General features: G+C 29.4%; 20 protein-coding genes. 14 read left to right on the top strand and 6 right to left on the bottom strand.

Going from position 1 to position 22016, the window contains the following annotated elements:
• Positions 1–2: 2 nt before the first annotated feature.
• Positions 3–2393 carry a hypothetical protein gene (locus tag C7H52_RS07420; protein ID WP_106463267.1) on the top strand — a complete coding sequence of 797 codons (2391 nt, stop codon included), beginning with the start codon at positions 3–5 and terminating at the stop codon, positions 2391–2393.
• An 82-nt stretch (positions 2394–2475) separates the two neighbouring features.
• A complete protein-coding gene (locus tag C7H52_RS07415) occupies positions 2476–3645 on the top strand; it encodes a hypothetical protein (RefSeq protein WP_106463266.1) in 1170 nt (389 codons plus the stop codon).
• 31 nt (positions 3646–3676) lie between these two features.
• Here the strand turns inward: C7H52_RS07415 and C7H52_RS07410 are convergent, their stop codons facing one another.
• Positions 3677–4855, bottom strand: coding sequence for a proline dehydrogenase family protein (locus C7H52_RS07410; RefSeq protein ID WP_106463265.1), 1179 nt, complete (start codon positions 4853–4855; stop codon positions 3677–3679).
• A gap of 85 nt (positions 4856–4940) precedes the next feature.
• Between C7H52_RS07410 and aroB the strand changes: the two genes are divergently transcribed.
• Entirely contained in the window at positions 4941–6008 is a 1068-nt protein-coding gene (gene aroB / locus C7H52_RS07405; protein WP_106463264.1) for a 3-dehydroquinate synthase, read from the top strand.
• A gap of 4 nt (positions 6009–6012) precedes the next feature.
• On the opposite strand, the gene C7H52_RS07400 is transcribed toward aroB, so the two are convergent.
• The 3 genes from C7H52_RS07400 to C7H52_RS07390 all read right to left on the bottom strand — a co-directional run bounded on the left by C7H52_RS07400 (position 6013) and on the right by C7H52_RS07390 (position 8284).
• Complete coding sequence (locus C7H52_RS07400) at positions 6013–6531, bottom strand: DinB family protein (RefSeq protein ID WP_106463263.1); 519 nt, start codon at positions 6529–6531, stop codon at positions 6013–6015.
• A gap of 71 nt (positions 6532–6602) precedes the next feature.
• A complete protein-coding gene (locus tag C7H52_RS07395) occupies positions 6603–7082 on the bottom strand; it encodes an Lrp/AsnC family transcriptional regulator (protein WP_106463262.1) in 480 nt (159 codons plus the stop codon).
• A 71-nt stretch (positions 7083–7153) separates the two neighbouring features.
• Complete coding sequence (locus tag C7H52_RS07390) at positions 7154–8284, bottom strand: M14 family zinc carboxypeptidase (protein WP_106463261.1); 1131 nt, start codon at positions 8282–8284, stop codon at positions 7154–7156.
• A 305-nt stretch (positions 8285–8589) separates the two neighbouring features.
• Here C7H52_RS07390 and C7H52_RS07385 point away from each other — a divergent pair, with 305 nt between their 5' ends.
• From C7H52_RS07385 to C7H52_RS07375, 3 genes are all read left to right on the top strand, one after another.
• Positions 8590–9048: a helix-turn-helix domain-containing protein gene (locus C7H52_RS07385; RefSeq protein ID WP_106463260.1), complete on the top strand. Its 459-nt coding sequence runs from the start codon at positions 8590–8592 to the stop codon at positions 9046–9048.
• A gap of 120 nt (positions 9049–9168) precedes the next feature.
• Positions 9169–9543 (top strand): DNA topoisomerase IV, encoded by a 375-nt coding sequence (locus C7H52_RS07380; RefSeq protein ID WP_106463259.1) that lies wholly within the window; start codon positions 9169–9171, stop codon positions 9541–9543.
• Position 9544: 1 nt separating this feature from the next.
• Positions 9545–10342 (top strand): TerC family protein, encoded by a 798-nt coding sequence (locus tag C7H52_RS07375; protein ID WP_106463258.1) that lies wholly within the window; start codon positions 9545–9547, stop codon positions 10340–10342.
• On the opposite strand, the gene ytxJ is transcribed toward C7H52_RS07375, so the two are convergent.
• The gene (gene ytxJ / locus C7H52_RS07370) at positions 10339–10725 is read right to left on the bottom strand and encodes a bacillithiol system redox-active protein YtxJ (protein ID WP_106463257.1); all 387 of its coding nucleotides are present in this window, start codon (positions 10723–10725) and stop codon (positions 10339–10341) included. The two genes, C7H52_RS07375 and ytxJ, sit on opposite strands and share 4 nt — an antisense overlap.
• 192 nt (positions 10726–10917) lie before the next feature.
• Here ytxJ and clpB point away from each other — a divergent pair, with 192 nt between their 5' ends.
• The 5 genes from clpB to C7H52_RS07345 all read left to right on the top strand — a co-directional run bounded on the left by clpB (position 10918) and on the right by C7H52_RS07345 (position 17923).
• Positions 10918–13524 carry an ATP-dependent chaperone ClpB gene (gene clpB, locus C7H52_RS07365; protein ID WP_106463256.1) on the top strand — a complete coding sequence of 869 codons (2607 nt, stop codon included), beginning with the start codon at positions 10918–10920 and terminating at the stop codon, positions 13522–13524.
• A gap of 331 nt (positions 13525–13855) precedes the next feature.
• Entirely contained in the window at positions 13856–14389 is a 534-nt protein-coding gene (locus C7H52_RS07360) for a phosphoglycerate mutase family protein (protein WP_106463255.1), read from the top strand.
• A gap of 33 nt (positions 14390–14422) precedes the next feature.
• Positions 14423–14881: an SsrA-binding protein SmpB gene (gene smpB / locus C7H52_RS07355; protein WP_106463254.1), complete on the top strand. Its 459-nt coding sequence runs from the start codon at positions 14423–14425 to the stop codon at positions 14879–14881.
• A 56-nt stretch (positions 14882–14937) separates the two neighbouring features.
• Complete coding sequence (locus C7H52_RS07350; protein WP_106463253.1) at positions 14938–17403, top strand: DUF5686 and carboxypeptidase regulatory-like domain-containing protein; 2466 nt, start codon at positions 14938–14940, stop codon at positions 17401–17403.
• A gap of 13 nt (positions 17404–17416) precedes the next feature.
• Positions 17417–17923 (top strand): DUF1648 domain-containing protein, encoded by a 507-nt coding sequence (locus C7H52_RS07345; protein WP_106463252.1) that lies wholly within the window; start codon positions 17417–17419, stop codon positions 17921–17923.
• On the opposite strand, the gene C7H52_RS07340 is transcribed toward C7H52_RS07345, so the two are convergent.
• Positions 17920–18561 carry a protein-L-isoaspartate(D-aspartate) O-methyltransferase gene (locus tag C7H52_RS07340; protein WP_106463251.1) on the bottom strand — a complete coding sequence of 214 codons (642 nt, stop codon included), beginning with the start codon at positions 18559–18561 and terminating at the stop codon, positions 17920–17922. The two genes, C7H52_RS07345 and C7H52_RS07340, sit on opposite strands and share 4 nt — an antisense overlap.
• A gap of 149 nt (positions 18562–18710) precedes the next feature.
• Between C7H52_RS07340 and C7H52_RS07335 the strand changes: the two genes are divergently transcribed.
• The 3 genes from C7H52_RS07335 (at position 18711) to C7H52_RS07325 (ending at position 21973) form a co-directional block, all read left to right on the top strand.
• Positions 18711–19670, top strand: coding sequence for a Gfo/Idh/MocA family protein (locus tag C7H52_RS07335; protein ID WP_106463250.1), 960 nt, complete (start codon positions 18711–18713; stop codon positions 19668–19670).
• Positions 19671–19749: 79 nt separating this feature from the next.
• Positions 19750–20637 carry a 3-hydroxyacyl-CoA dehydrogenase family protein gene (locus C7H52_RS07330; protein WP_106463249.1) on the top strand — a complete coding sequence of 296 codons (888 nt, stop codon included), beginning with the start codon at positions 19750–19752 and terminating at the stop codon, positions 20635–20637.
• A gap of 97 nt (positions 20638–20734) precedes the next feature.
• Positions 20735–21973 (top strand): DUF1015 domain-containing protein, encoded by a 1239-nt coding sequence (locus C7H52_RS07325; protein ID WP_106463248.1) that lies wholly within the window; start codon positions 20735–20737, stop codon positions 21971–21973.
• Positions 21974–22016: the final 43 nt, after the last annotated feature.

The raw sequence follows: 22016 nt of genomic DNA, 5'->3' as shown, positions 1-22016 counted from the left end.
GAATGGAATATTTTATTAGAATAGTATTTTTTATTTTTATAGGAAATACTTTTGCTCAAAATAGTGCTGATGAGTTAATTAATAGTGGTTATTTCCATGACTTAACTGTAGAGAAGTTTTTTATTCATACAAACAAAAATACATATTTTAATGGAGAAAAAATTTGGTTTAAAACATATATAGCTACCGAAAATTCCAATTTACCATTTAATAACACCACAAATCTTTACCTTTCACTTTACAATAATGACGGAGAATTAATTCAATCAAAACTATATTTTGCTGAAAATGGATTAGCTCACGGTGAATTTTATATAAGTGACAAAATCATATCGGGTGACTATTACCTACAAGCAAGCACCAATTATAACAGAAATTTTAACAAAAACAATTATAATAAAGTTAATATTGTAAATATTTCAAATAATACCAAGCCAATTGTCAATAAAGTACGATCTAGAGAAAACACAAATATTTCTAATGAATTAGATTTAAAATTTTATCCTGAAAGCAATAAACAAATAAAAAATACTTCTAATAAGATTATATTTAAATTTAATTTAAAAAAATCTATTACCGGAAATGTAATTGATGTTAAGACAAATAAAATTGTAGGTAATATAAAATCAGATTCTGAAGGTATGGGTTATTTATTTTTATACTCTAAGTCTCAATATCAAGTTAAGTTAATCTATAATGATAAAGAATATAGTTTTAATGTACCAAAAGCTAAAGATTTAGGCTTTACCATATTTAAAAATAGAACATTAAATAATAATACAACCACAGACTTTATTCTAAAAACAAATACTGAGACTTTAAATAATTTAAGTTCTAATGAATTATTCGCTGTTCTTCATAGAAACGGTGCATTAAAGACCATTGCGGTAATTAATCTAGAAAAGGAGAAAAAGGATTATATTTTGAAATTAGACAATTCAATTCTTTTTAGCGGACTAAACACAATAAGTTTGTTTAATAATGAAAATCAAATTATTGCTGAAAGAAATTTTTATAACACTACTCCTCAGGGCAAATTATTTTTTTTAAAAAATAATTTAGAATTAGATTCTCTTAGTCTTTCTATAAAACCTACTCCAGAGTTTGAAAATGCAAATATTAGTATTTCTGTTCATGATATAGACTATGAAAACACCTATAAAAATTCAATAGTATCACAATTTAATATTGATCATTATTTAGATACCAATTTTTCATTTTCTAAACTAATTGATAACGGAAATGAAAGGAAAATAGATGATTATCTTCAAATTTTAAGTGATGAACAAAACAATTTTCCCTATAAAAAAATGCGTAATGATGAGTTACTGTATAAAAATGAAGGTGGAGTTAAAATTTCTGGAGCTTTAAACACAGAAATCAAAGATATTAATCAATATAAAGTTCTATTGGTATCTAAGGACAATGATGTGTTTTTAGTAACTGATTTTATTGAAAAGAAAAAGTTTATTTTTGATAATGTTTATATAAAAGAGTCAAGTAGTTTTCAAATAGCATTATTGGATAAAAATGGCAAAATAAAAAACTCAAACTTTGTATTATACAAAAATCACAGTCTTTTTAACCCAAATCTAAATATAAAATCAAAAAGTGATTTTAATGATATTATAGAGCTTGAAGGAAATCAAACAGAAAATTCAAATTTTGATTTTATTGACTACAAAGGAATCACAGAATTAGATGAGGTCACCATTAATGCTGAAAAAATAGACGAAGAGCTAAACTTAAAAGACAACCTTAAATCTAAGGGGATTATGGGGTTAGCATTCTCTGATGTTTATAGCACTGATGATCCAATTTTAGAAAACGCTACATTAGCAGAATTTATAGAAGGCTTACCTGGGGTAAGTATTATTTATAATTTTGATAATACAACCGCTTTAAAAAACGAAAGGTTCCCCAAAACAATTTCAGATTTTTCAGAGCCAATATTTACAATTTCTGAGAACGGAATACCTATTGGAACAGATTTTACAATATACCAGTATAGAAGATTAAAAGATTTTGAATATGTACTTGTAAACTCAAGAAGTATGGGTTTTGGTTTACAAGGCGGGAAAGGTGTTATTACCTTAATTACGAAAGACGATACAAGTAACCTTAGATATCAAAATCAAGAAAATATTAAATATTTCGAAGCTGAGCTAGGATTTAATATTTCTCAAAATAGATTTGAAAACAATCTTATCAATTATGGTTTAGAGTCAAATGAAAATAAACTAAGTTGTTTGGATTGGTTTCCAAGTATCCAATTTAAAAATCAAGAAATACAAAATCTTAAAGTTTTTACTAAAGGTAAAGAAAAAATAAAACTTATTGTAAATGGTTTTAATGATTCTGGTCAACTCATACATCAAATCATTAAACTTTAATTTATTAAAAAATAGCCCTTACTTTTAAGGGTTATTTTTATTTTTGGCATTAAGTTTGAAAAGAATCTAAAACAAAATGTTTATGAAAAAAATTTTACTTTTTACTTTTACCATATTAATTGTTGCATGTTCTGCCTCACGTAGAATTGGCAAACAATTAAATTATGGTAATTACGATAGCGCTATAACAGATGCCATTCGTAAACTTAGTACAAATAAAACTCGAAAAGGTAAAGAAGATATTGTTTTGCTTTTAAAAGAAGCTTACGTAAAAGCAGCAGATAGAGATGTTAATCAAATAAAGTATTTAGCAAGTAATAATAATCCTGCCCTAAGCGAACAAATTTATAATTTATACCTTGGTTTAAGAAACAGGCAAGAACAAATAAAACCTCTTTTACCACTTTATGCAAATGGTAAGCAGATAAACTTTAATTTTTTTAATTACAATAATCAAATAGTAAATTACAGAAATAAAACTTCAGAATATTTATACAATCAAGCAAATACACTGTTAAATGGCTCTAAATTAGACGCCCGATCTGCTTACAATGATTTTATATATATTGATAAAATAAACCCTAATTATAAAGATGTTAGGATAAAAATTAATGAAGCCTTACAGAAAGGACGCGATTTTATTCTACTACAATTAAAAAACGAAACACAACAAATTATTCCTGAGCGCCTAGAAAATGATTTATTAAACATAAGCACCTATGGCTTAAACAATCTGTGGACAGTTTATCATAATAATAAATTACCTAATCTTAAATATGACTATCAATTTGATTTAAAATTTAAATCTATTTTTATTTCACCAGAACAAGTTGTAGAAAGACAAATAAGCAAGGAGCGCCAAATTAAAGATGGAAAAAAGAATTTACTTGATTCCAACGGGAATGTCGTTAAAGATAGTTTAGGAAATAATATACAGGTTGATAAATTTATAACTGTAAGTTGTAATTATTTTGAAACAAAACAACTTAAACAAACTGAAATTAATGCATCTGCTGAAGTAACAGACTTATCAAATCAACAATTAGTAGACGCTTTTCCAATAAACAGTAATTTTATTTTTGAGCATATCTATGCTAATTTACAAGGTGACCGTAGAGCATTAGATGAGAACTTAATTTTATACTTAAACAATCGTCAGGTTCCATTTCCTAGTAATGAACAAATGATATTTGATACCGGAGAAGATCTTAAAGCTCAACTCAAAGCTATCATAACAAATCAGCGTTATTAAAAAAAGCAGCCATCTGGCTGCTTTTTTTAATCTATTTTTCGTCTTTCCTTCGTTGTCGTTCTTTAGTTAACAAAGTCAATTCCCTACCAGTTTGCCCTGCAACACTTGTGTTTTCCTGAGCACGTCGTATTAAATAAGGCATAACATCTTTTACTGGTCCAAAAGGCAGATATTTAGCAACATTATAACCCATTTCCGATAGATTAAAGCTAATATGGTCACTCATTCCGTAAAGCTGTCCAAACCATACTCTGTTATCGTCTTTAGCAATATTAAACTGACTCATAATTTCCATAGCCAAATAATTACTTTGTTCATTATGAGAACCTATAAAAATTGAGATGTCATCTAAATTATTTAAACAATAGGTCATTGCAGTATTAAAACATTCGTCTGTAGCTTTTTTTGTTTCACAAATTGGAGAGGCATAATTTTTTTCTATAGCTCTTTCTCGCTCTTTCTCCATATAAGCGCCTCTAACCACTTTAAAACCTAACTTATAATTTCCAGCTTTAGCTTTTTCGTGTTGACGCTTTAGATAATCTACGCGATCCCATCGGTACGTTTGCAGTGTATTATATACTATTGGCGTTTCGTTATTGTAAATAGACATCATTTGTTCTGCCAAATCATCTGCAGCATCCTGCATCCAACTTTCTTCACCATCAATTAATACTTCAATATCACGTTCTTTAGCTAACTTACAGACTTCATTGTACCTACCTACTACTCTATTCCATTCATTCTGTTCTGCTTCACTTAACTGTTTATGTTCTCCAATTTTCTGAAACAATGCAAATCTACCAAACCCTGTTGGTTTAAAAACCACGATAGGCATTGCCTCTTTTTCGTCTGCAAATTTTATAATTTTTAAAATTTTATCCTTAGCATCATCAAATTGGTCTTCACTCTCTTTTCCCTCAACAGAATAGTCCAAAACTGAACATACACGCTTTGTGTATAATTTATCAATAACAGGCAGACAATCGTCTTCATTTACACCACCGCAAAAATGATTAAAAACCGTTTTTTTTATTAAACCTTTAACTGGTAAATTTAATTTTAAAGCAAAATGAGTTAATGACGACCCCACATTAACCAAAGATTGATAGGATAACATTTTAAATAAATAATAAGCACGATTGAGTTCAAAGTTGTTTTTTAAAGCAAAAGCTACTTTTGTATTATCAAAATGATGATTTTCGGGCATAAAAAAATTTTTTTTTCAAATATAACATGTATTAAGTACATTTTTTTTCAAAATGTTTAATTTCGTACAAATTTAAGATGAATTTATGTTAAAAATTAAAACTCAAGATTATTCAATTGTTTTTAATGCTGATGGCTTTGAATCCATAAACGAAATTTTAAACACTAATAATTATTCAAAAATCTTTGTAATAGTAGACCAAATAACACATGAGGTTTGTTTAAATACATTTTTAACCCAAATTCAAACTAACACTACTATTGAAATTATTGAGATTGAAGCTGGAGAACAACATAAAACTATTGAAACCTGTCTTGGCGTTTGGAATGCATTAAGCGAGTTAAATGCTGACAGAAGAAGTATTATTCTTAATCTTGGTGGTGGTGTTGTAACAGATTTAGGTGGTTTTATAGCCTGTACTTACCAAAGAGGTATCGATTTTATAAATATACCCACAACTCTACTTGCAATGGTAGACGCATCGGTTGGAGGTAAAAATGGTGTTGACTTAGGCCACTTAAAAAATCAGGTAGGTATTATAAAAACACCTTTATTAGTACATATAAATACAACATTTTTAGAAACACTAAGTCCTAAAGAGTTACGTTCGGGATTAGCAGAAATGCTAAAACACGGCTTAATACATAGTACAACTCATTGGGATAAATTAACGCGTTTAAAGGACTTTACCACTTCAGATTTTGAAGCGCTTATTTTTGAGTCAGTTTCAATAAAAAAAGATATTGTTGAGAAAGACCCGTATGAAAAGAAAGAAAGAAAAACCTTAAATTTTGGTCATACCTTAGGTCACGCAATAGAATCTTATTTTTTAACTTCTAAAGACAAAACACGCATTCTTCACGGTGACTGTGTGGCTATAGGAATGATTTTAGCCTGTTTTATCTCTCATAAACTATTAAATTTTGACCTTGATGACTGTAATTTTATAAAGGGTTATTTAAAACAATTGTATGGAGAAGTAAGCTTTACAACAAAAGATATAAACGCTATTATTGAGTTATTAAAATATGACAAGAAAAATGAACACGGTAATATTAATTTTGTCTTATTAGAAGCTATTGCACAACCCAAAATAAACTGCCTAGTAGACAACCAAATAATCTTTGAAGCTTTTGATTATTATAAAAATTAAAACTTTATAAATAACGCTCCTTGATTATTTTTATATGATGCAGCTCATGACCAGAAATTAAAAATCCAAGTGCTCTACAAGACACGTTTCCAGAACCAGCAACACTTATTTCTTTAAGCATATCATCTGTAAAATTCCTAAACAGCAAAATACTTGCTTGTCTTACTGCAGTATATTCAGCTAACAAACCTGCTTTGCTCCTATGACTTGCTTGGCTATTTACTACAAATTTATTCTCATCAAAACCTGCTAATGGCGTTTTGTCTTTTCTAGCAATTCTAAGCGCCCTATAATTAAATATACGCTCACTATCAATAATATGATTTATAAGCTCCTTAATGTCCCATTTTCCTTCGGCATAACGGTAACTTAATTGAGATTCAGACAAAGATTCCAGTAACATTAAAACTTCCTTATGACTCTCAGTTAAAGCTTCTAAAATATTAAAATGTTCTGGAACATTTAAAATATAGCCTTTAAAATAATCTAAATACTCTTCCTTGGTTAAATCTTTTACGGTCATAATTACAGTGTTAAAAAAAAGCTTCAAAAATAATTTTGAAGCTTTTAAAATATTAAAAAATATAATGACAACTACATTCTATTAAAAATATCATGCATTAATCGTTTTTTATCGTTTAAGCTTTCTTCTAGAGAAATCATAGTCTCAGTTCTATAAACACCATCAATATCATCTATTTTAAAGATAACCTCTTTAGCGTGTTGTGTGTTTTTAGCTCTAAGCTTACAGAAAATATTAAATTTTCCTGTGGTAATATGAGCTACAGTAACATAAGGAATTGTATTCAAGCGCTCTAAAACAAATTTTGTCTGAGATGTGTTCTGCAAAAATATCCCAACGTAGGCTATAAATGAATAACCTAGTTTATTATAATCTAATTTTAACGAAGATCCCTTAATAATACCAGCATCTTCCATTTTTTTAACACGTACATGTACTGTACCTGCAGATATTAATAGTTTTTTTGCAATATCTGTAAATGGAATTCTTGTATTGTCTATTAACATATCAAGAATTTGGTGATCTATTTCGTCTAACTTAAATTTTGCCATTTTTAAACAATTATAATTATTTCAGCAAAATTAACACATAATTCGTAAATTAAACACAAAATTATATGTTTTTATTTAGCTAATTTTAGTATTTCGTTATTTTTCCATATTACGAAATCGGTTTCGTAACCTTCATAAATATCGATATGATTAGTGGTTAAAACCTTGCTACCATTAGCATTATATGATTTATGAGCGTATAAATTTGTGAATTTCGAAATTTTTTCAATTTTTGCTAAAAAATGTATCGAATTCTCAACTAATTTCTCAATAAATTGAATTTCTACCGTCATATTTTGACCATTTACATCCACATTTGATATGATAATGTCACAAAACAACTTATTATTTTCAGGAATATTAAAATATTTTAAATGATTATCATCAATTTGATTTTTATCCCTTATAGCTTTTAAACATACCCAAAGCGCCGTAAACGTATAAGCTCTTACTTCTTCTCTATCATAATCATCCTTATAATGACCCGATTCAAATAATATCGTAGGTACTCCCGCCATAGTAAAAGCGTCTCCAACACAATTTGCATTAAAACCATCATCATATCTACCTATTTGGTTTGGTATGAGCTGCTGTAATTCTGTATTCATATAGGAAATAATACGCATCGCTTTTTTACGAGTTTCAGTAATATCACGTTCTTCATTTTCTGCTGGCACTAAAAAGGATAAAGTTGCGGGGTAATTAGTGTCTCCTGCACTAAAAATGGTACGTTGCCCATGTAAATTAAGACAAAAATGTGGTTTAAAGGTTTTAAAAAGTTTATTTAAAGTAACAGATTCAGGTTGCGAAAGCTCTTGAGCATCTCTATTTAAATCTACATTATTTGCATTAACCCGAGTATATGCATTAGATCCATCAGGATTCAACATAGGTATAATAAGTAACGAAAAAGCATCTATAAAAGATGGATTAGACTTAATATAATTTAACAAATCAAATAATGCTTTTGTAGATGTCGATTCATTTCCATGCATCTGTGACCACATAAAAATTTTTATTGGTCCTGAACCTAATTGAATAGAATAGATGTTTTGATTTAAAACAGATATACCTTCAACTTTAATTTTAAAATCATTTTCTAAAGATTTTAATATTGGCTCGATATGTTTTAAAGAAATATATCGTCCAAATAGAGAGGTATTTTTATGTTGTTTATAAGTGTTAAAAACAGATTCAATCATGCTATTGATTTTTATGTTTTACAAATGTAAACATTATATAATTTACAAATGTAAACAGGATATTTAGGTTTAGTTGTGTATAATTGTAAACAACATTTTAATTTGTAAACAGGATATTTGTTTACAACACTACAAACTACACATTACTTTAACAAAAATATCGTAACTATATGTAATTCAGTTATTTAAATTATCATACTTAAACTTTTTAATTAATTATATATAGCATTTTGTAACTATATTTTTTTTGTAAACATTTTTGTTTTACATTTGTAACACTAGAACAACACACTAATCTGTTTACAATGATAAACACCGAAGAATTTTCAAAAAGATTACAAAAAGTGATTGATTTTTACAGTGAAAGCGCCTCTAGTTTTGCTCAAAAAATTGAAGTGCAACGCTCTAGTATTTCACATATATTATCTGGCAGAAACAAACCAAGTTTAGATTTTGTTTTAAAAATTTTGGACGCCTACCCAGAAGTTGAATTGTATTGGTTGTTAAATGGAAAAGGTCAATTTCCAAAATCTTCTGATGTAGAAAAAAATAATTCGACCTTACCTACTTCAAAAAATGAATCTGATTTATTTTCTTCAACCCAAGAAGAAAAAAAAATAGTTTCTCCACAAAATTTAAATTCAACATCTACTTCATCAGAAATTGAAAATTTTAAACACTTAAGAAATTCTTCAGGAAAACAAATTGAACGAATTGTAATTTTTTATAAAGATGGTAGTTTTTCAAATTTTGAGAATTCCTGAGTATTGTCCGGAATTTTTCAAATACGCCATTTATAAGCACCCTTATTTTTTCATAATGCTTTGCTAAAAATTAAGTTTAATCATTACTTATTATTAATTTTGATTAGATATTTTTTAAATATGAAACTACTACTACCTCTATTATTTCTTTTTATACTTACAGGATGTTATGAATCTTCCAGAAATTGTACAGATTTTAATACGGGACAATTTAAAAGTACAGTAACAATAAATGAGAAAACGTATTTGTCAACTTTTAGCAGATCTCAAAATTTACAGGTAGAAACTTATGATGGAAAAACAGACTCATCAAAAGTAAGATGGATAAACGATTGTGAAGCTGTATTTACAACCATTCGACCTAAAAATCGTACAGAACGAAAGGATATTCACTTAAAAATATTAACCACAACAGATAGTTCTTACACTTTTGAATATTCTTATGTTGGAGAAGTTAATAAGCAAAAAGGTGTAGCTATAAAAATTACAGAATAGTATGATGGAATTCTTTTTAAGTAGTGATGCTATTTTAGCCTTACTTACTTTAACACTATTGGAGATTATTCTTGGTATAGATAATATTGTATTTATATCAATTGCTGCAAATAAGCTACCTATAGAACAACGCAAACGTGTTACCAACATTGGCTTGCTTTTAGCAATGGTGCAACGTATCATTTTATTGTTTTTTGTATCGTTTTTAATTGGACTTTCAAAACCATTTTATAGTATTGAATTTAGCTGGCTAAATATAGATCTTAGCGGTCAGGCACTAATTTTATTTTTTGGTGGATTATTTTTAATTTATAAAAGTACTTCCGAAATAAGAGAAAAGGTCAACATGCCAATGCATGATGAGAATGAAGTTAAAAACAAAAAAATTAAATCTTTCCAACAAGCCATTTTTCAAATTTTAATAATCGACTTTATATTTTCTATAGATTCCATTTTAACTGCTGTTGGTATGACTAACGGATTATCTGAAAATTCTAATTACAATCTGATTTTAATGATTATAGCTGTAGTTATCTCTATTGCCATTATGATATTGTTTGCTAATAAAATTAGAGAATTTATAGACAAAAATCCCAGTATACAAATACTAGGGTTATCATTTCTTATTCTTATAGGATTTATGCTTATTACTGAAGCTGCGCATTTATCGGAAACTCAGTTTCTAGGAAAAACTGTTGGAGCAATACCTAAAGGCTATTTGTATTTTGCTATTACGTTTTCATTATTTATTGAGTTTTTAAATCAAAAAATTTCAAAAAAGCAAAATCAAAAAAATTAAATATACTTTTCTAAATTTATGTCATTTATAGCGCCGTGACTAGCATGTGCGACCGCTACTCCATTTTTAATTATTAATAATTGTGGACTTTGATGCATGACCTGAAATTTATATCCAACTTCATTAGAAACATCGCGAAAGTTTAATAAATCTAGATAATATAAATCAGCATTTAAATCTAAATTATATTGAGCTACAAACTGATTTAAGGCCATCCTACTTATACCACATCTAGTAGAGTGCTTAAAAATAAGCTGCGTTTTAGTCTTTGACTTTTCAGCAATTACATCTAAGCTTTTTATATGCTCTAAATTAATCCACGGTAATATTTTTTCCTCTTTTTTCTCTTCGCTTCCACCAAATAGTTTATTAATCAAGCCCATACTTTTATTATAATTAAGTTTTATATTTATTACTTATAGTATCTTTTATACAATTTCATTAGTCTTTTAAAATAGATAAAACTTACAGTGTCAAAAAGTCATGTAAAATCGAATTTAAACAGACATTTTGTCGCTATTTACTGATTGGTTTTAAAATTGAAATAGGATACTTAAAATAAAAAAATTAGAAAAATGAATTTTAACAATTATACAATAAAATCTCAAGAGGCCATACAAAATGCACAACAATTAGTGCAAAGCAATGGTCAACAACAAATTGAAAACGAACATATTTTTAAAGGCATTTTAAATGTTGATGAAAATGTGCTTCCTTTCTTATTAAAAAAGTTAAATGTAAATATAAATTTACTTCAGCAATTATTAGATAAGCAAATACAATGCTATGCAAAAGTTTCAGGAGGCGATTTAAGTATCTCAAGAGAAGCCAGTAAAACTTTAAACGAAGCGTCAAATATTGCGAAAAAAATGAACGATGAGTATGTCTCTATCGAGCATTTAATTTTAGCTATTTTCTCTTCAAACAGTAAAATTTCGCAGATGCTAAAAGATCAAGGTGTCAACGAAAAAAGTTTAAAATTAGCAATTGAAGAATTACGTCAAGGCGATAGAGTAACATCTCAAAACCAAGAGGAAACCTATAATTCTTTAAATAAATATGCTAAAAACCTAAATCAGTTAGCACGAGACGGAAAATTAGATCCGGTTATTGGTAGAGATGAAGAAATAAGACGTATTCTTCAAATTTTATCTAGAAGAACTAAGAATAATCCTATACTAATAGGAGAACCAGGAACAGGTAAAACCGCTATTGCCGAAGGTTTGGCACATCGAATTGTAGATGGAGATATCCCTGAAAACTTAATAGACAAGCAAATTTATGCTCTAGATATGGGTGCTTTAATTGCTGGTGCAAAGTTTAAAGGTGAATTTGAAGAGCGTTTAAAAGCAGTTATTAAAGAAGTAACTACAAGTAATGGAGACATCGTTTTATTTATTGATGAAATTCATACTTTAGTTGGTGCTGGTGGCGGTCAAGGTGCTATGGACGCAGCAAACATTTTAAAACCTGCTTTAGCACGTGGCGAATTAAGAGCAATTGGAGCTACAACTTTAGATGAATATCAGAAATATTTTGAAAAAGATAAAGCTCTAGAGCGTCGTTTTCAAAAAGTAACTGTAAACGAGCCAGACACTGAAAGTGCCATTTCCATTTTACGTGGTATTAAAGAAAAGTATGAAACTCACCATAAAGTACGTATTAAAGACAATGCTATTATTGGTGCTGTAGAACTTTCTCAACGTTATATAACCAATCGTTTTCTACCAGATAAGGCAATTGATTTAATGGATGAAGCAGCCTCTAAATTACGTATGGAAATTAACTCTAAACCAGAAGAGTTAGATGTTTTGGATCGTAAAATTATGCAAATTGAAATTGAGATTGAGGCCATTAAGCGTGAAAAAGATGAGGTTAAACTAAAATCTTTACAATCGGATTTGGCAAATTTAAAAGAAGAACGTAATGAAATTAATGCTAAGTGGAAAAGTGAAAAAGAAGTTGTAGACAACATTCAAAATACAAAGCAAAATATAGAGAACTTTAAAATAGAAGCTGAAAAAGCAGAACGTGAAGGGAACTATGGAAAAGTTGCTGAATTACGTTACGGTAAAATTAAAGAAGCACAAGAACAACTTGAAGGATTACAGAAAAAATTACAAGAACAGTCAGAACATTCTTTAATTAAGGAAGAAGTAACGTATGATGATATTGCTGAAGTTGTAGCAAAATGGACTGGAATTCCAGTAACTAAAATGCTTCAAAGTGAGCGTGAAAAGCTACTTAAATTAGAAGATCAACTTCACAAACGTGTGGTAGGTCAAGAGGAAGCAATTGAAGCAGTTAGTGATGCCGTTAGACGAAGTCGTGCCGGGTTGCAAAACCCTAAAAAGCCTATAGGAACTTTCTTATTTTTAGGAACTACAGGTGTTGGTAAGACAGAGTTGGCAAAAGCTTTGGCAGAATATTTATTTGACGATGAAGCTGCTATGACCAGAATCGATATGAGTGAATATCAAGAACGTCACGCAGTAAGTCGTTTGGTTGGTGCGCCTCCAGGATATGTTGGTTATGATGAAGGCGGACAATTAACCGAAGCGGTACGTCGCAAACCTTATTCTGTTGTTTTGCTAGATGAAATTGAAAAAGCACATCCGGATACCTTTAATATTTTATTACAGGTTTTAGATGAAGGTCATTTAACAGACAACAAAGGTCGAATTGCCGATTTTAAAAACACCATCATTATAATGACTTCCAATTTAGGTAGTAGCGCTATACAACAACATTTTGAAAATGTGAAAGATATAGACTCTGCTATGGAAGCTGCAAAAATTGATGTTTTAGCTTTATTAAAACAAAGTGTTCGTCCAGAGTTTTTAAATAGAATTGATGACACAGTAATGTTCACACCATTAACAAAGGATAACATTAAAGCTATTGTTGGATTACAAATAAAAAGCATTAAGAAAATGATAAGTCAACAAGGCATTACGTTTGATGCTACTCCTGAAGCTGTAGAGTATTTAGCAGATAAAGGATACAATCCAGAGTATGGTGCACGTCCGGTAAAACGAGTGATTCAGAAAGAAGTTTTAAATGCATTAAGTAAAGAAATTCTTTCAGGTAAAGTCACTACAGATAGTATCATTTTATTAGATGCATTTAACGACGAGTTAGTGTTTAGAAATGAGAGCGAATTATCACCTAAAAAACTTTAACATAAAAGAAATGTTAAAGATTATAATACCTCTTAAATAACTCCGTTATTGTAAGTGGTTGGTTAGTTTGAAAAGCAACGCAACACTTTTAATTAAGTAAGCGTTGCTTTTTTTTGTGTAATAATGCGAAATTACTCAACAACATATTTATAGTTTCATTTTATTTTTCATATTCAATCTTCATTAGTTCTATACACTTTCTAAATTGAGCATTTTATTAGAAATAAACCAAAGAATACGCCTTATTATAAAATCCATATATTAAAATTTTATATCTATTTTAAATAAAAATTAAATTTAATGTTCGAAATTGGTGACTTATAAATATACTATGAAACATACAAGTTTACTATTTTTTGCCATTATATTATTTAATTGTAATAATAACACTTCAAAACAAACTGCCGAGGTTACTCCTATTCAAGATTCAGAATCTTTAACCACGACTATTTTTTTAATTAGACATGCTGAAAAAGATTTAAGCACTTCCAATAATCCAGATTTAACAAAAGAAGGCGAAATAAGAGCTCAAAACTGGTCAGACTATTTTAGCACTATTAAATTTGATGCTATATACACTTCAAATTTTACAAGAACAAAAAAAACAGCACAGCCAACTGCGAGCAAAAATAATCTGGAACCCGAAATTTACAATCCAGAGCGCATTTCAGCGCAATCATTTTTAGAACAGAACAAAGGAAAAACAGTTTTAATGGTAGGCCATTCTAATACTATTCCATTTTTTGTAAATGATATTATAGGTAAAAAAGTCTATGAAGAAATTGACGAAACAGTTTATAATCACCTTTATAAAATTACTATTTCTAAAGGGCAAATAAATCATAACTTAACTACAGTAGACTAATCTAATTATTTAAAGAATTTCTACATTTGTACTATGCAGAAGAAAATTAATATACTTAATAAAAAGGCTAAATTTCAATATGAAATTTTAGATAAATATACTGCTGGCATTGTTTTGTCGGGCACAGAAATTAAATCTATTAGAAATAGTAAAGCCTCTATTGCAGAGAGTTTTTGTGAGTTTAATGATAAAGGTGAATTGTTTGTAGTTAATATGACTATAGAAGAATATTTATACGGTAATTACTACAACCACAAACCCAAAGCGACCAGAAAACTATTACTAAATCGTAAAGAATTAAAAGGTTTAGAACGCGATATGCAAAATGCAGGTTTAACTATAATTCCTTTACGTTTATTTCTAAACGAGCGAGGCTTAGCAAAGTTAGATATAGCCCTTTGTAAAGGTAAAAAGCTCTACGACAAAAGGGAAACTATTAAAGACAGAGACAACAAGAGAAATTTAGACCGAATTAAAAAAATCTATAAGTAGGCAACCCTATTGCGCTATTTTTCGTCTTTATAATAAACACTGACCTTTCAACTCTTATGAAAAATATATTTTTTGTTATTTTTTGCTTTACCTATAGCATCATTTCAATTGCTCAAGTTAATGGTAAAATTACTTCTACATTAGACGAAGCATTACCTGGTGTAAACATTTTTATTGAAGACACATATATTGGTACAACTACAAATAACGATGGTTTATACACTTTAGATATTACAAAAAAGGGCAATTATACTATTGTTTTTCAGTATTTAGGCTTTAAAACGGTTAAAAAAAACATAGATATTGACCGTTTTCCGTTTACACTAGATATGCAATTGCAGGAAGAAGAAATTTCTTTAGGTGAAGTCTTATTAAATAGTACCGAAAACCCTGCAAATGCAATTATTAGAGCAGCAATAGCAAAACGTAAGGAAAATTTACAACGCCAAAATACCTTTACTGCAAATTTCTATTCTCGCGGAATGATTAAACTTTTAAATGCTCCTGAAAAAATTTTAGGTCAGGAAGTGGGCGATTTAGAAGGTAATTTGGACTCTACACGTCAAGGTATTGTATATTTAAGTGAAACAGTATCCAAATTAGAGTACCTTCACCCGAAGCCTCTTAAAGAAACCATTGTAGCTTCAAAAGTTAGCGGTAATAACAATGGGTTCAGCTTTAATAGTGCAAGTGACACAAATTTCAATTTTTATAAAAATACGTTTGAGTTAGGTGAACAAGTGGTTTCCCCAATTGCAGATAACGCCTTCAGTTTTTATGATTATAAATTGATTGGTGGTTTTTATGATGAAGAAGGCCATCTGATTAATAAAATTGAAATCTCACCAAAAAGAGAAAATGACAAAACCTTTTCTGGGATTATATATATTGTAGAAAACGACTGGAGTATTTATGGTGTAGATTTGGTTATTAGTGGCAAAAGAACTGGTATTACACCTGTAGAAACTTTTAAATTGAAACAAACTTACTCTTACTCTAAAAAAGATGACATTTGGGCTAAAATATCTCAAACCTTTGATTTTAATTTTAGTTTTTTTGGTTTTAAAGGCGAAGGAAAATACACAGTGGTATTTAGTGACTACAATTTTTCACCTCAATTTGAAGCTAAAAATTTTACCCGCGAAGTGCTTTCTTTTGAAGAAAACGCCAATAAAAAGGATTCTTTATACTGGGATAATAAACGTCCAATTCCCCTAACTAGTGAAGAAGCAACGGATTATGTAAAAAAAGATAGCATTGAAGTTCTAAGAAACTCTAAGCCTTACTTAGATTCTTTAGACCAAAAAAGTAATACATTTAAATTTGGAGATATCATTGGTGGTTACACTTATAAAAATTCATTTAAAAAATGGAGTGTTGGATTTTCTTCACCTTTAGAAAAATTAAATTTTAATACTGTACAAGGCTGGAATTCATCTTTAGACTTTAACTACACCAAACGGTTGGATGACTATAACCGTTATTTTAGTGTAAATAGTTCTGTTAATTATGGCGAGGCAGATGATCGACTAAGAGCTACAGGAAGTGTTCTTTTCAAGTTTAATAACATTAAAAAACCAGTTTTAAGTTTTTCGGGAGGTATTAAAACAGAGCAATTTAACGACTCAGATCCTATTTCAAAATTAGAAAATACGGTTAGCTCACTTTTTTTCGAAGACAATTATATGAAACTTTATGACAAAACTTTTGCTCAAGTTTTTTATAGTCAAGAAGTTGTTAATGGCTTAAACCTATATGGAAACTTAGCTTATGAGCGCAGGAAAGCTTTAGTAAATAATAGCGATTATGTTACTGTTAATGAAGATGATGATATTTATACCAGTAATAATCCACTTAACGAAACGGCTTTTCAAATACCTTCATTTGACACACATCATTTGCTAAAATTTACATTAACTGCTCGTATCAATTTTGCTCAAAACTATTTAAGTTATCCGGATGGTAAGTACAATATCAATTCTGGTAACTATCCTACGTTATATTTAGCTATGGAAAATGGTTTTAATGGAAATGAAGATATCTATAATTATAACGAGTTTAAAGCCTTGTTAAGACATAAGGTAACTATTGGGGCGAAAGGCGAATTTCAATACAACCTTAAAGCGGGATTGTTTAATAATGCAGACAATATCGCTTTCATAGACTACAAACATTTTAACGGCAATCAAACCCACGTAACCACGGATGGAAATTATATTAATAGTTTTAAAAATTTACCATATTACAGTCTAAGCACCAATGCCAATTATGCCGAAGCACATCTTGAACATAATTTTAAAGGTTATATTTTAAATAAAATTCCGTTATTAAGTAAACTAAATTTTAATTTAGTCGCTGGTGCAAAACTTGCAGCTTCGGAAGATTTTAAACCTTATAATGAATTTTCTTTAGGTTTAGATAATATTGGATTTGGTAAATATCGCTTTTTAAGAGTCGATTATGTCCGTTCATACCAAAGCGGATTTCTAAACGATGCTGTAATGTTTGGAATTAGTTTTTAAAATTTAATTATAAATGGAAAATCGTCCCATAATTAAAATTAAAAGGGATAAAATGGATGTTATTATAGAAACCGTAACTATACTAGCACTTTTAATAACTTTTTTATATCCAGCGTTTTACTACTCCTATTTACCAAAAAATATTCCTGCTCATTTTAATTTTAGTGGAGAGGTAGATCGTTATGACCATAAAAGCTGGGTTTGGCTCTTGCCTATCATTAGTTTAGTACTAAATACAGCTTTATATTTTCTAAATAAAAAGCCACATTTATTTAATTATGTAAATAAAATCACTGCAGAAAATGCGGAAGAAAACTATCGAAGTAGCATTAAAATAATGCGTTTTACGGGTTTAGTTATTTCTATATTATTTTTAATAATAACTTATCAAACCGTTACGTTGGGCTTAAGTGGTGCTGGAAAAACACCAGTATGGTCAGAATATTTAATCTATTACCTATTATTTATATTAACTTTTGGAACCTTAGGTTATGCAATATATAAAAGTAGAAAAAATTAATTTTTGTTTTCTAGTAAAGGCACAAATTTAAATTCTCCAAACTCTGTTTTCTCAAAATCTTTAGGTCCTTTACGTTCAAAAAGTGTCATAATTTGAACCTTTTCTCCTACAGGAATAACCAGTCGGCCACCAATATCTAGTTGTGCCAATAACGGGTTAGGTACAAAAGGCGCTCCTGCAGTTACAATAATAGATTTAAAAGGTGCTTCTTCTACCAAACCTTTATAGCCATCTCCAAAAATGAGTTTTTTAGGTCTATATCCAAGTTTAGGTAAAAACTTACTGGTAAGTTTAAATAATTCTCGCTGTCTTTCAATACTATAAACTTTAGCTCCAAGCTCACACAAAACGGCTGTTTGATAACCACTACCCGTTCCTATTTCTAAAACTTTATCGCCTTTTTCAACCTTCATCAGTTCTGTTTGAAAAGCAACTGTGTAAGGTTGAGAAATGGTTTGATCTGCTGCAATAGGAAATGCTTTGTCTTGATAAGCATGATCTAAAAAGCTAGAATCCATAAACAAATGTCTAGGCACTGTATTTATAGCTTCAAGTACCGCTTTATCTGTAATGCCTTTTCGTTCTAAAACTTTAACTAGTTTTTGTCTTAATCCTTTATGTTTCGTATTGTCTATCAAAATGAAATGTAAAATTCAAAAATATATAAAAAACATGACTCTTTTAGCTTATTTTCAATTTAGAATTCTTTAAAATATTACACATAATATTGCAACATTCATTTAAAAAAACGATTAAAAATACTTAGTTTTGTTAAAAACGCAATTCTATGTTAAACGTTGGTGTATTAGGTGCTGGACACTTAGGGAAAATACATTTGAGATTATTAAATGAATCTTCAAAATACAACTTAGTCGGATTTTACGATGCCAATCCTGAACACGGTAAAAGTGTTCAAGAAGAATTTGGTTATACCTATTTCGACTCTATTCATAATTTAATTGATGCCATAGATGTTGTTGATATTGTAACACCTACACTTTCGCATTTCGATTGCGCTAAGCAAGCCATAAAAAAAGGCAAACATATTTTTATCGAAAAACCTATAACAAATACCGTTGAAGAAGCAGAAAATCTTCGTGCTTTGGTTGCGGAATATAAAGTTAAAGGGCAAGTTGGACATGTAGAGCGTTTTAACCCAGCATTTAAAGCCGTAAAACATCAATTAGACCAACCTATGTTTATAGAATGTCATAGATTGGCAGAATTTAATCCTCGTGGAACAGACGTTCCAGTGGTTTTGGATTTAATGATTCACGACATTGATATTATTTTAAGCGTTGTAAAATCTAAAGTTAAAAATGTTTCTGCTAGTGGTGTTTCTGTTATAAGTGATACACCAGACATTGCTAATGCGAGAATAGAATTTGTAAATGGTTGTGTTGCCAATCTTACTGCTAGTCGAATTTCTTTAAAGAACATGCGTAAAACACGGTTTTTTCAAAAAGATGCTTACATCTCTGTAGATTTTTTAGAAAAAGCTTGTGAAGTAGTTAAAATGAAAAATGCTCCCGAAAATCCAGGAGATTTTGATATGATACTTCAAAATGCAGAAGGCATAAAAAAACAAATCTATTTTGAAAATCCAGATGTTCCATCAAACAACGCTATTTTAGATGAGTTAGAAACGTTTGCAGATGCTATAAACAACAACACGACGCCTATCGTAACGCTTCATGATGGCACAGAAGCTTTACGGGTTGCAAGTATGATTATAGATCAATTTTAAAAGTTCAAAAAACGAAATTAAAGTTATAATTCTGGTTAGCCTTTTAAATTTTAATGGCAGCCTTTACAAATCATAAAAAATGAAACAAATTGCAGTAATTGGTGCAGGAACAATGGGTAATGGTATTGCTCATACGTTTGCACAATCAGGTTTTAAAGTACAATTAATAGATATTAGCGAAACGTCTTTAGAACGTGGAATGTCTACCATATCTAAAAACTTAGATCGTATGATTGCTAAGAAGAAAATTTCCGAAGCAGACAAAAAACAAACACTTGATCAAATTACAACCTTCACTTCTATTACGGATGGTGTGAAAAATGTAGATTTAGTTGTAGAAGCTGCAACTGAAAACAAAGAATTAAAGCTTAAAATCTTTAAGCAATTAGACGCCGATTGTCCTGAAAAGACCATATTAGCAACAAACACTTCTTCTATATCTATAACAGAAATAGCTTCTGTTACTAAAAGGCCTCAAATGGTTATTGGTATGCACTTCATGAATCCAGTACCAATTATGAAACTGGTAGAAATTATCCGCGGTTATAGCACCAGTAATGAAGTGACTGAAACCATCATGGAACTTTCTAAAACTTTAGGAAAAATACCAACAGAAGTAAATGATTATCCAGGTTTTGTTGCCAATCGTATTTTAATGCCAATGATTAATGAATCTATTGAGACTTTATATAATGGTGTTGCGGGCGTTGAAGAAATTGATACCGTAATGAAATTAGGAATGGCACATCCCATGGGTCCATTACAATTGGCAGATTTTATTGGTTTAGACGTGTGTTTATCTATTTTAAATGTGATGTACGACGGATTTAAAAACCCGAAATATGCACCATGTCCACTTTTAGTAAATATGGTTATGGCTGGGAAATTAGGCGTTAAATCTGGTGAAGGGTTTTATGATTATTCTGAAAGTAGAAAAGCAGAACAAGTTTCTAAACGATTCTCATAAACAAGTAAGCAGTTAACAGTTTCCAGTAAGCAGTAAAAAAACATAAACTACTTACTGGAAACTGCCTACTGAAGACTGCTTACTGAATACTAAATACATGGCAAAAATAATCCCTTTTAAAGCAGTTAGACCTACAAGAGACAAAGTAAGTTTAGTCGCATCGCGTTCTTACCAAAGTTATACTCACGAACAATTAGAATCACGATTAAGGGATAATCCGTTTTCATTTTTACACATTATAAATCCTGGTTATAAATTTGATAAAATCATTTCTGGTAAAGAGCGTTACCAATTGGTAAAAAACAGATATCTGGAGTTTAAAGAAGCTTCTATATTTAAACAAGACCAGAAACCATGTTATTATGTTTACAAAATTATTGATCGTGAAGGTCAAGAATTTAATGGACTTATTGCTGCTGCAAGTGTTTTAGATTATAAAAATAATGTGATTAAAAAACATGAAGACACCATTTCTTCTAAAGAAATTACTTTTAAAAACTATTTAAAAACAGTTGGTTTTAATGCAGAACCTGTTCTATTAACTTATCCAAAAAATAAATCCATAGAGCAAATTATCTCAAAAGCACAAAAGGAGCGCGCTGAATTTGAGTTTACCACAACTTACAGAGACACACACTACTTATGGTTAATTAATGAAAGTGAAGATTTAAATGAAATTGAAATAGCATTTAAAAATATAGACACCTTGTATATAGCCGATGGACATCACAGGAGTGCTTCTTCACAACTGCTTTGTGAAGATTTAAAACAAGAAAATAAAAACCATCAAGGAGACGAAAATTATAACTATTTCATGAGCTTTTTAATTTGTGAAGATGAATTAAAAATTCACGAATTTAATCGTTTAGTTAAGGAATTAAATGGCTTAAGTAAAGAAGAGTTTCTAATTAAATTAGATACTGTTTTCCGAATAGAAAATCGTGGAGAATTACCATATAAACCTTCTAAACAACATCATTTTAGTATGTATTTAGATGGCGAATTTTACTCTTTATACTTAAGAAGAACAGATTTTGAGTTTAAAACCGCGTTAGATACTTTGGATGCTCAAATTTTATATAAAACTATTTTAAAACCAATTTTAGGGATTATAGACTTAAGAAATGATGACCGAATAGATTATTTAAGCGGTAAAAAAGATATGGTTTATTTAAAATCTAAAGTAGACTCAAATGAATTTAAAGTTGGTTTTGGTATGCTACCGGCAACTATAGAGCAAATGAAACAAATAGCAGACGAAGGTTTAAAAATGCCTCCTAAAAGCACTTATATAGAACCAAAATTACGAAGTGGTGTGGCTATTTATGAGTTTTGATGTAATTAATGTACGATATAACATTTTTAAATAAAAATTTTAA

It is taken from the genome of Aurantibacter aestuarii (assembly GCF_003008425.1).
Taxonomy (GTDB): domain Bacteria; phylum Bacteroidota; class Bacteroidia; order Flavobacteriales; family Flavobacteriaceae; genus Aurantibacter; species Aurantibacter aestuarii.
This window is presented reverse-complemented; position numbering and strand designations above follow the sequence as displayed.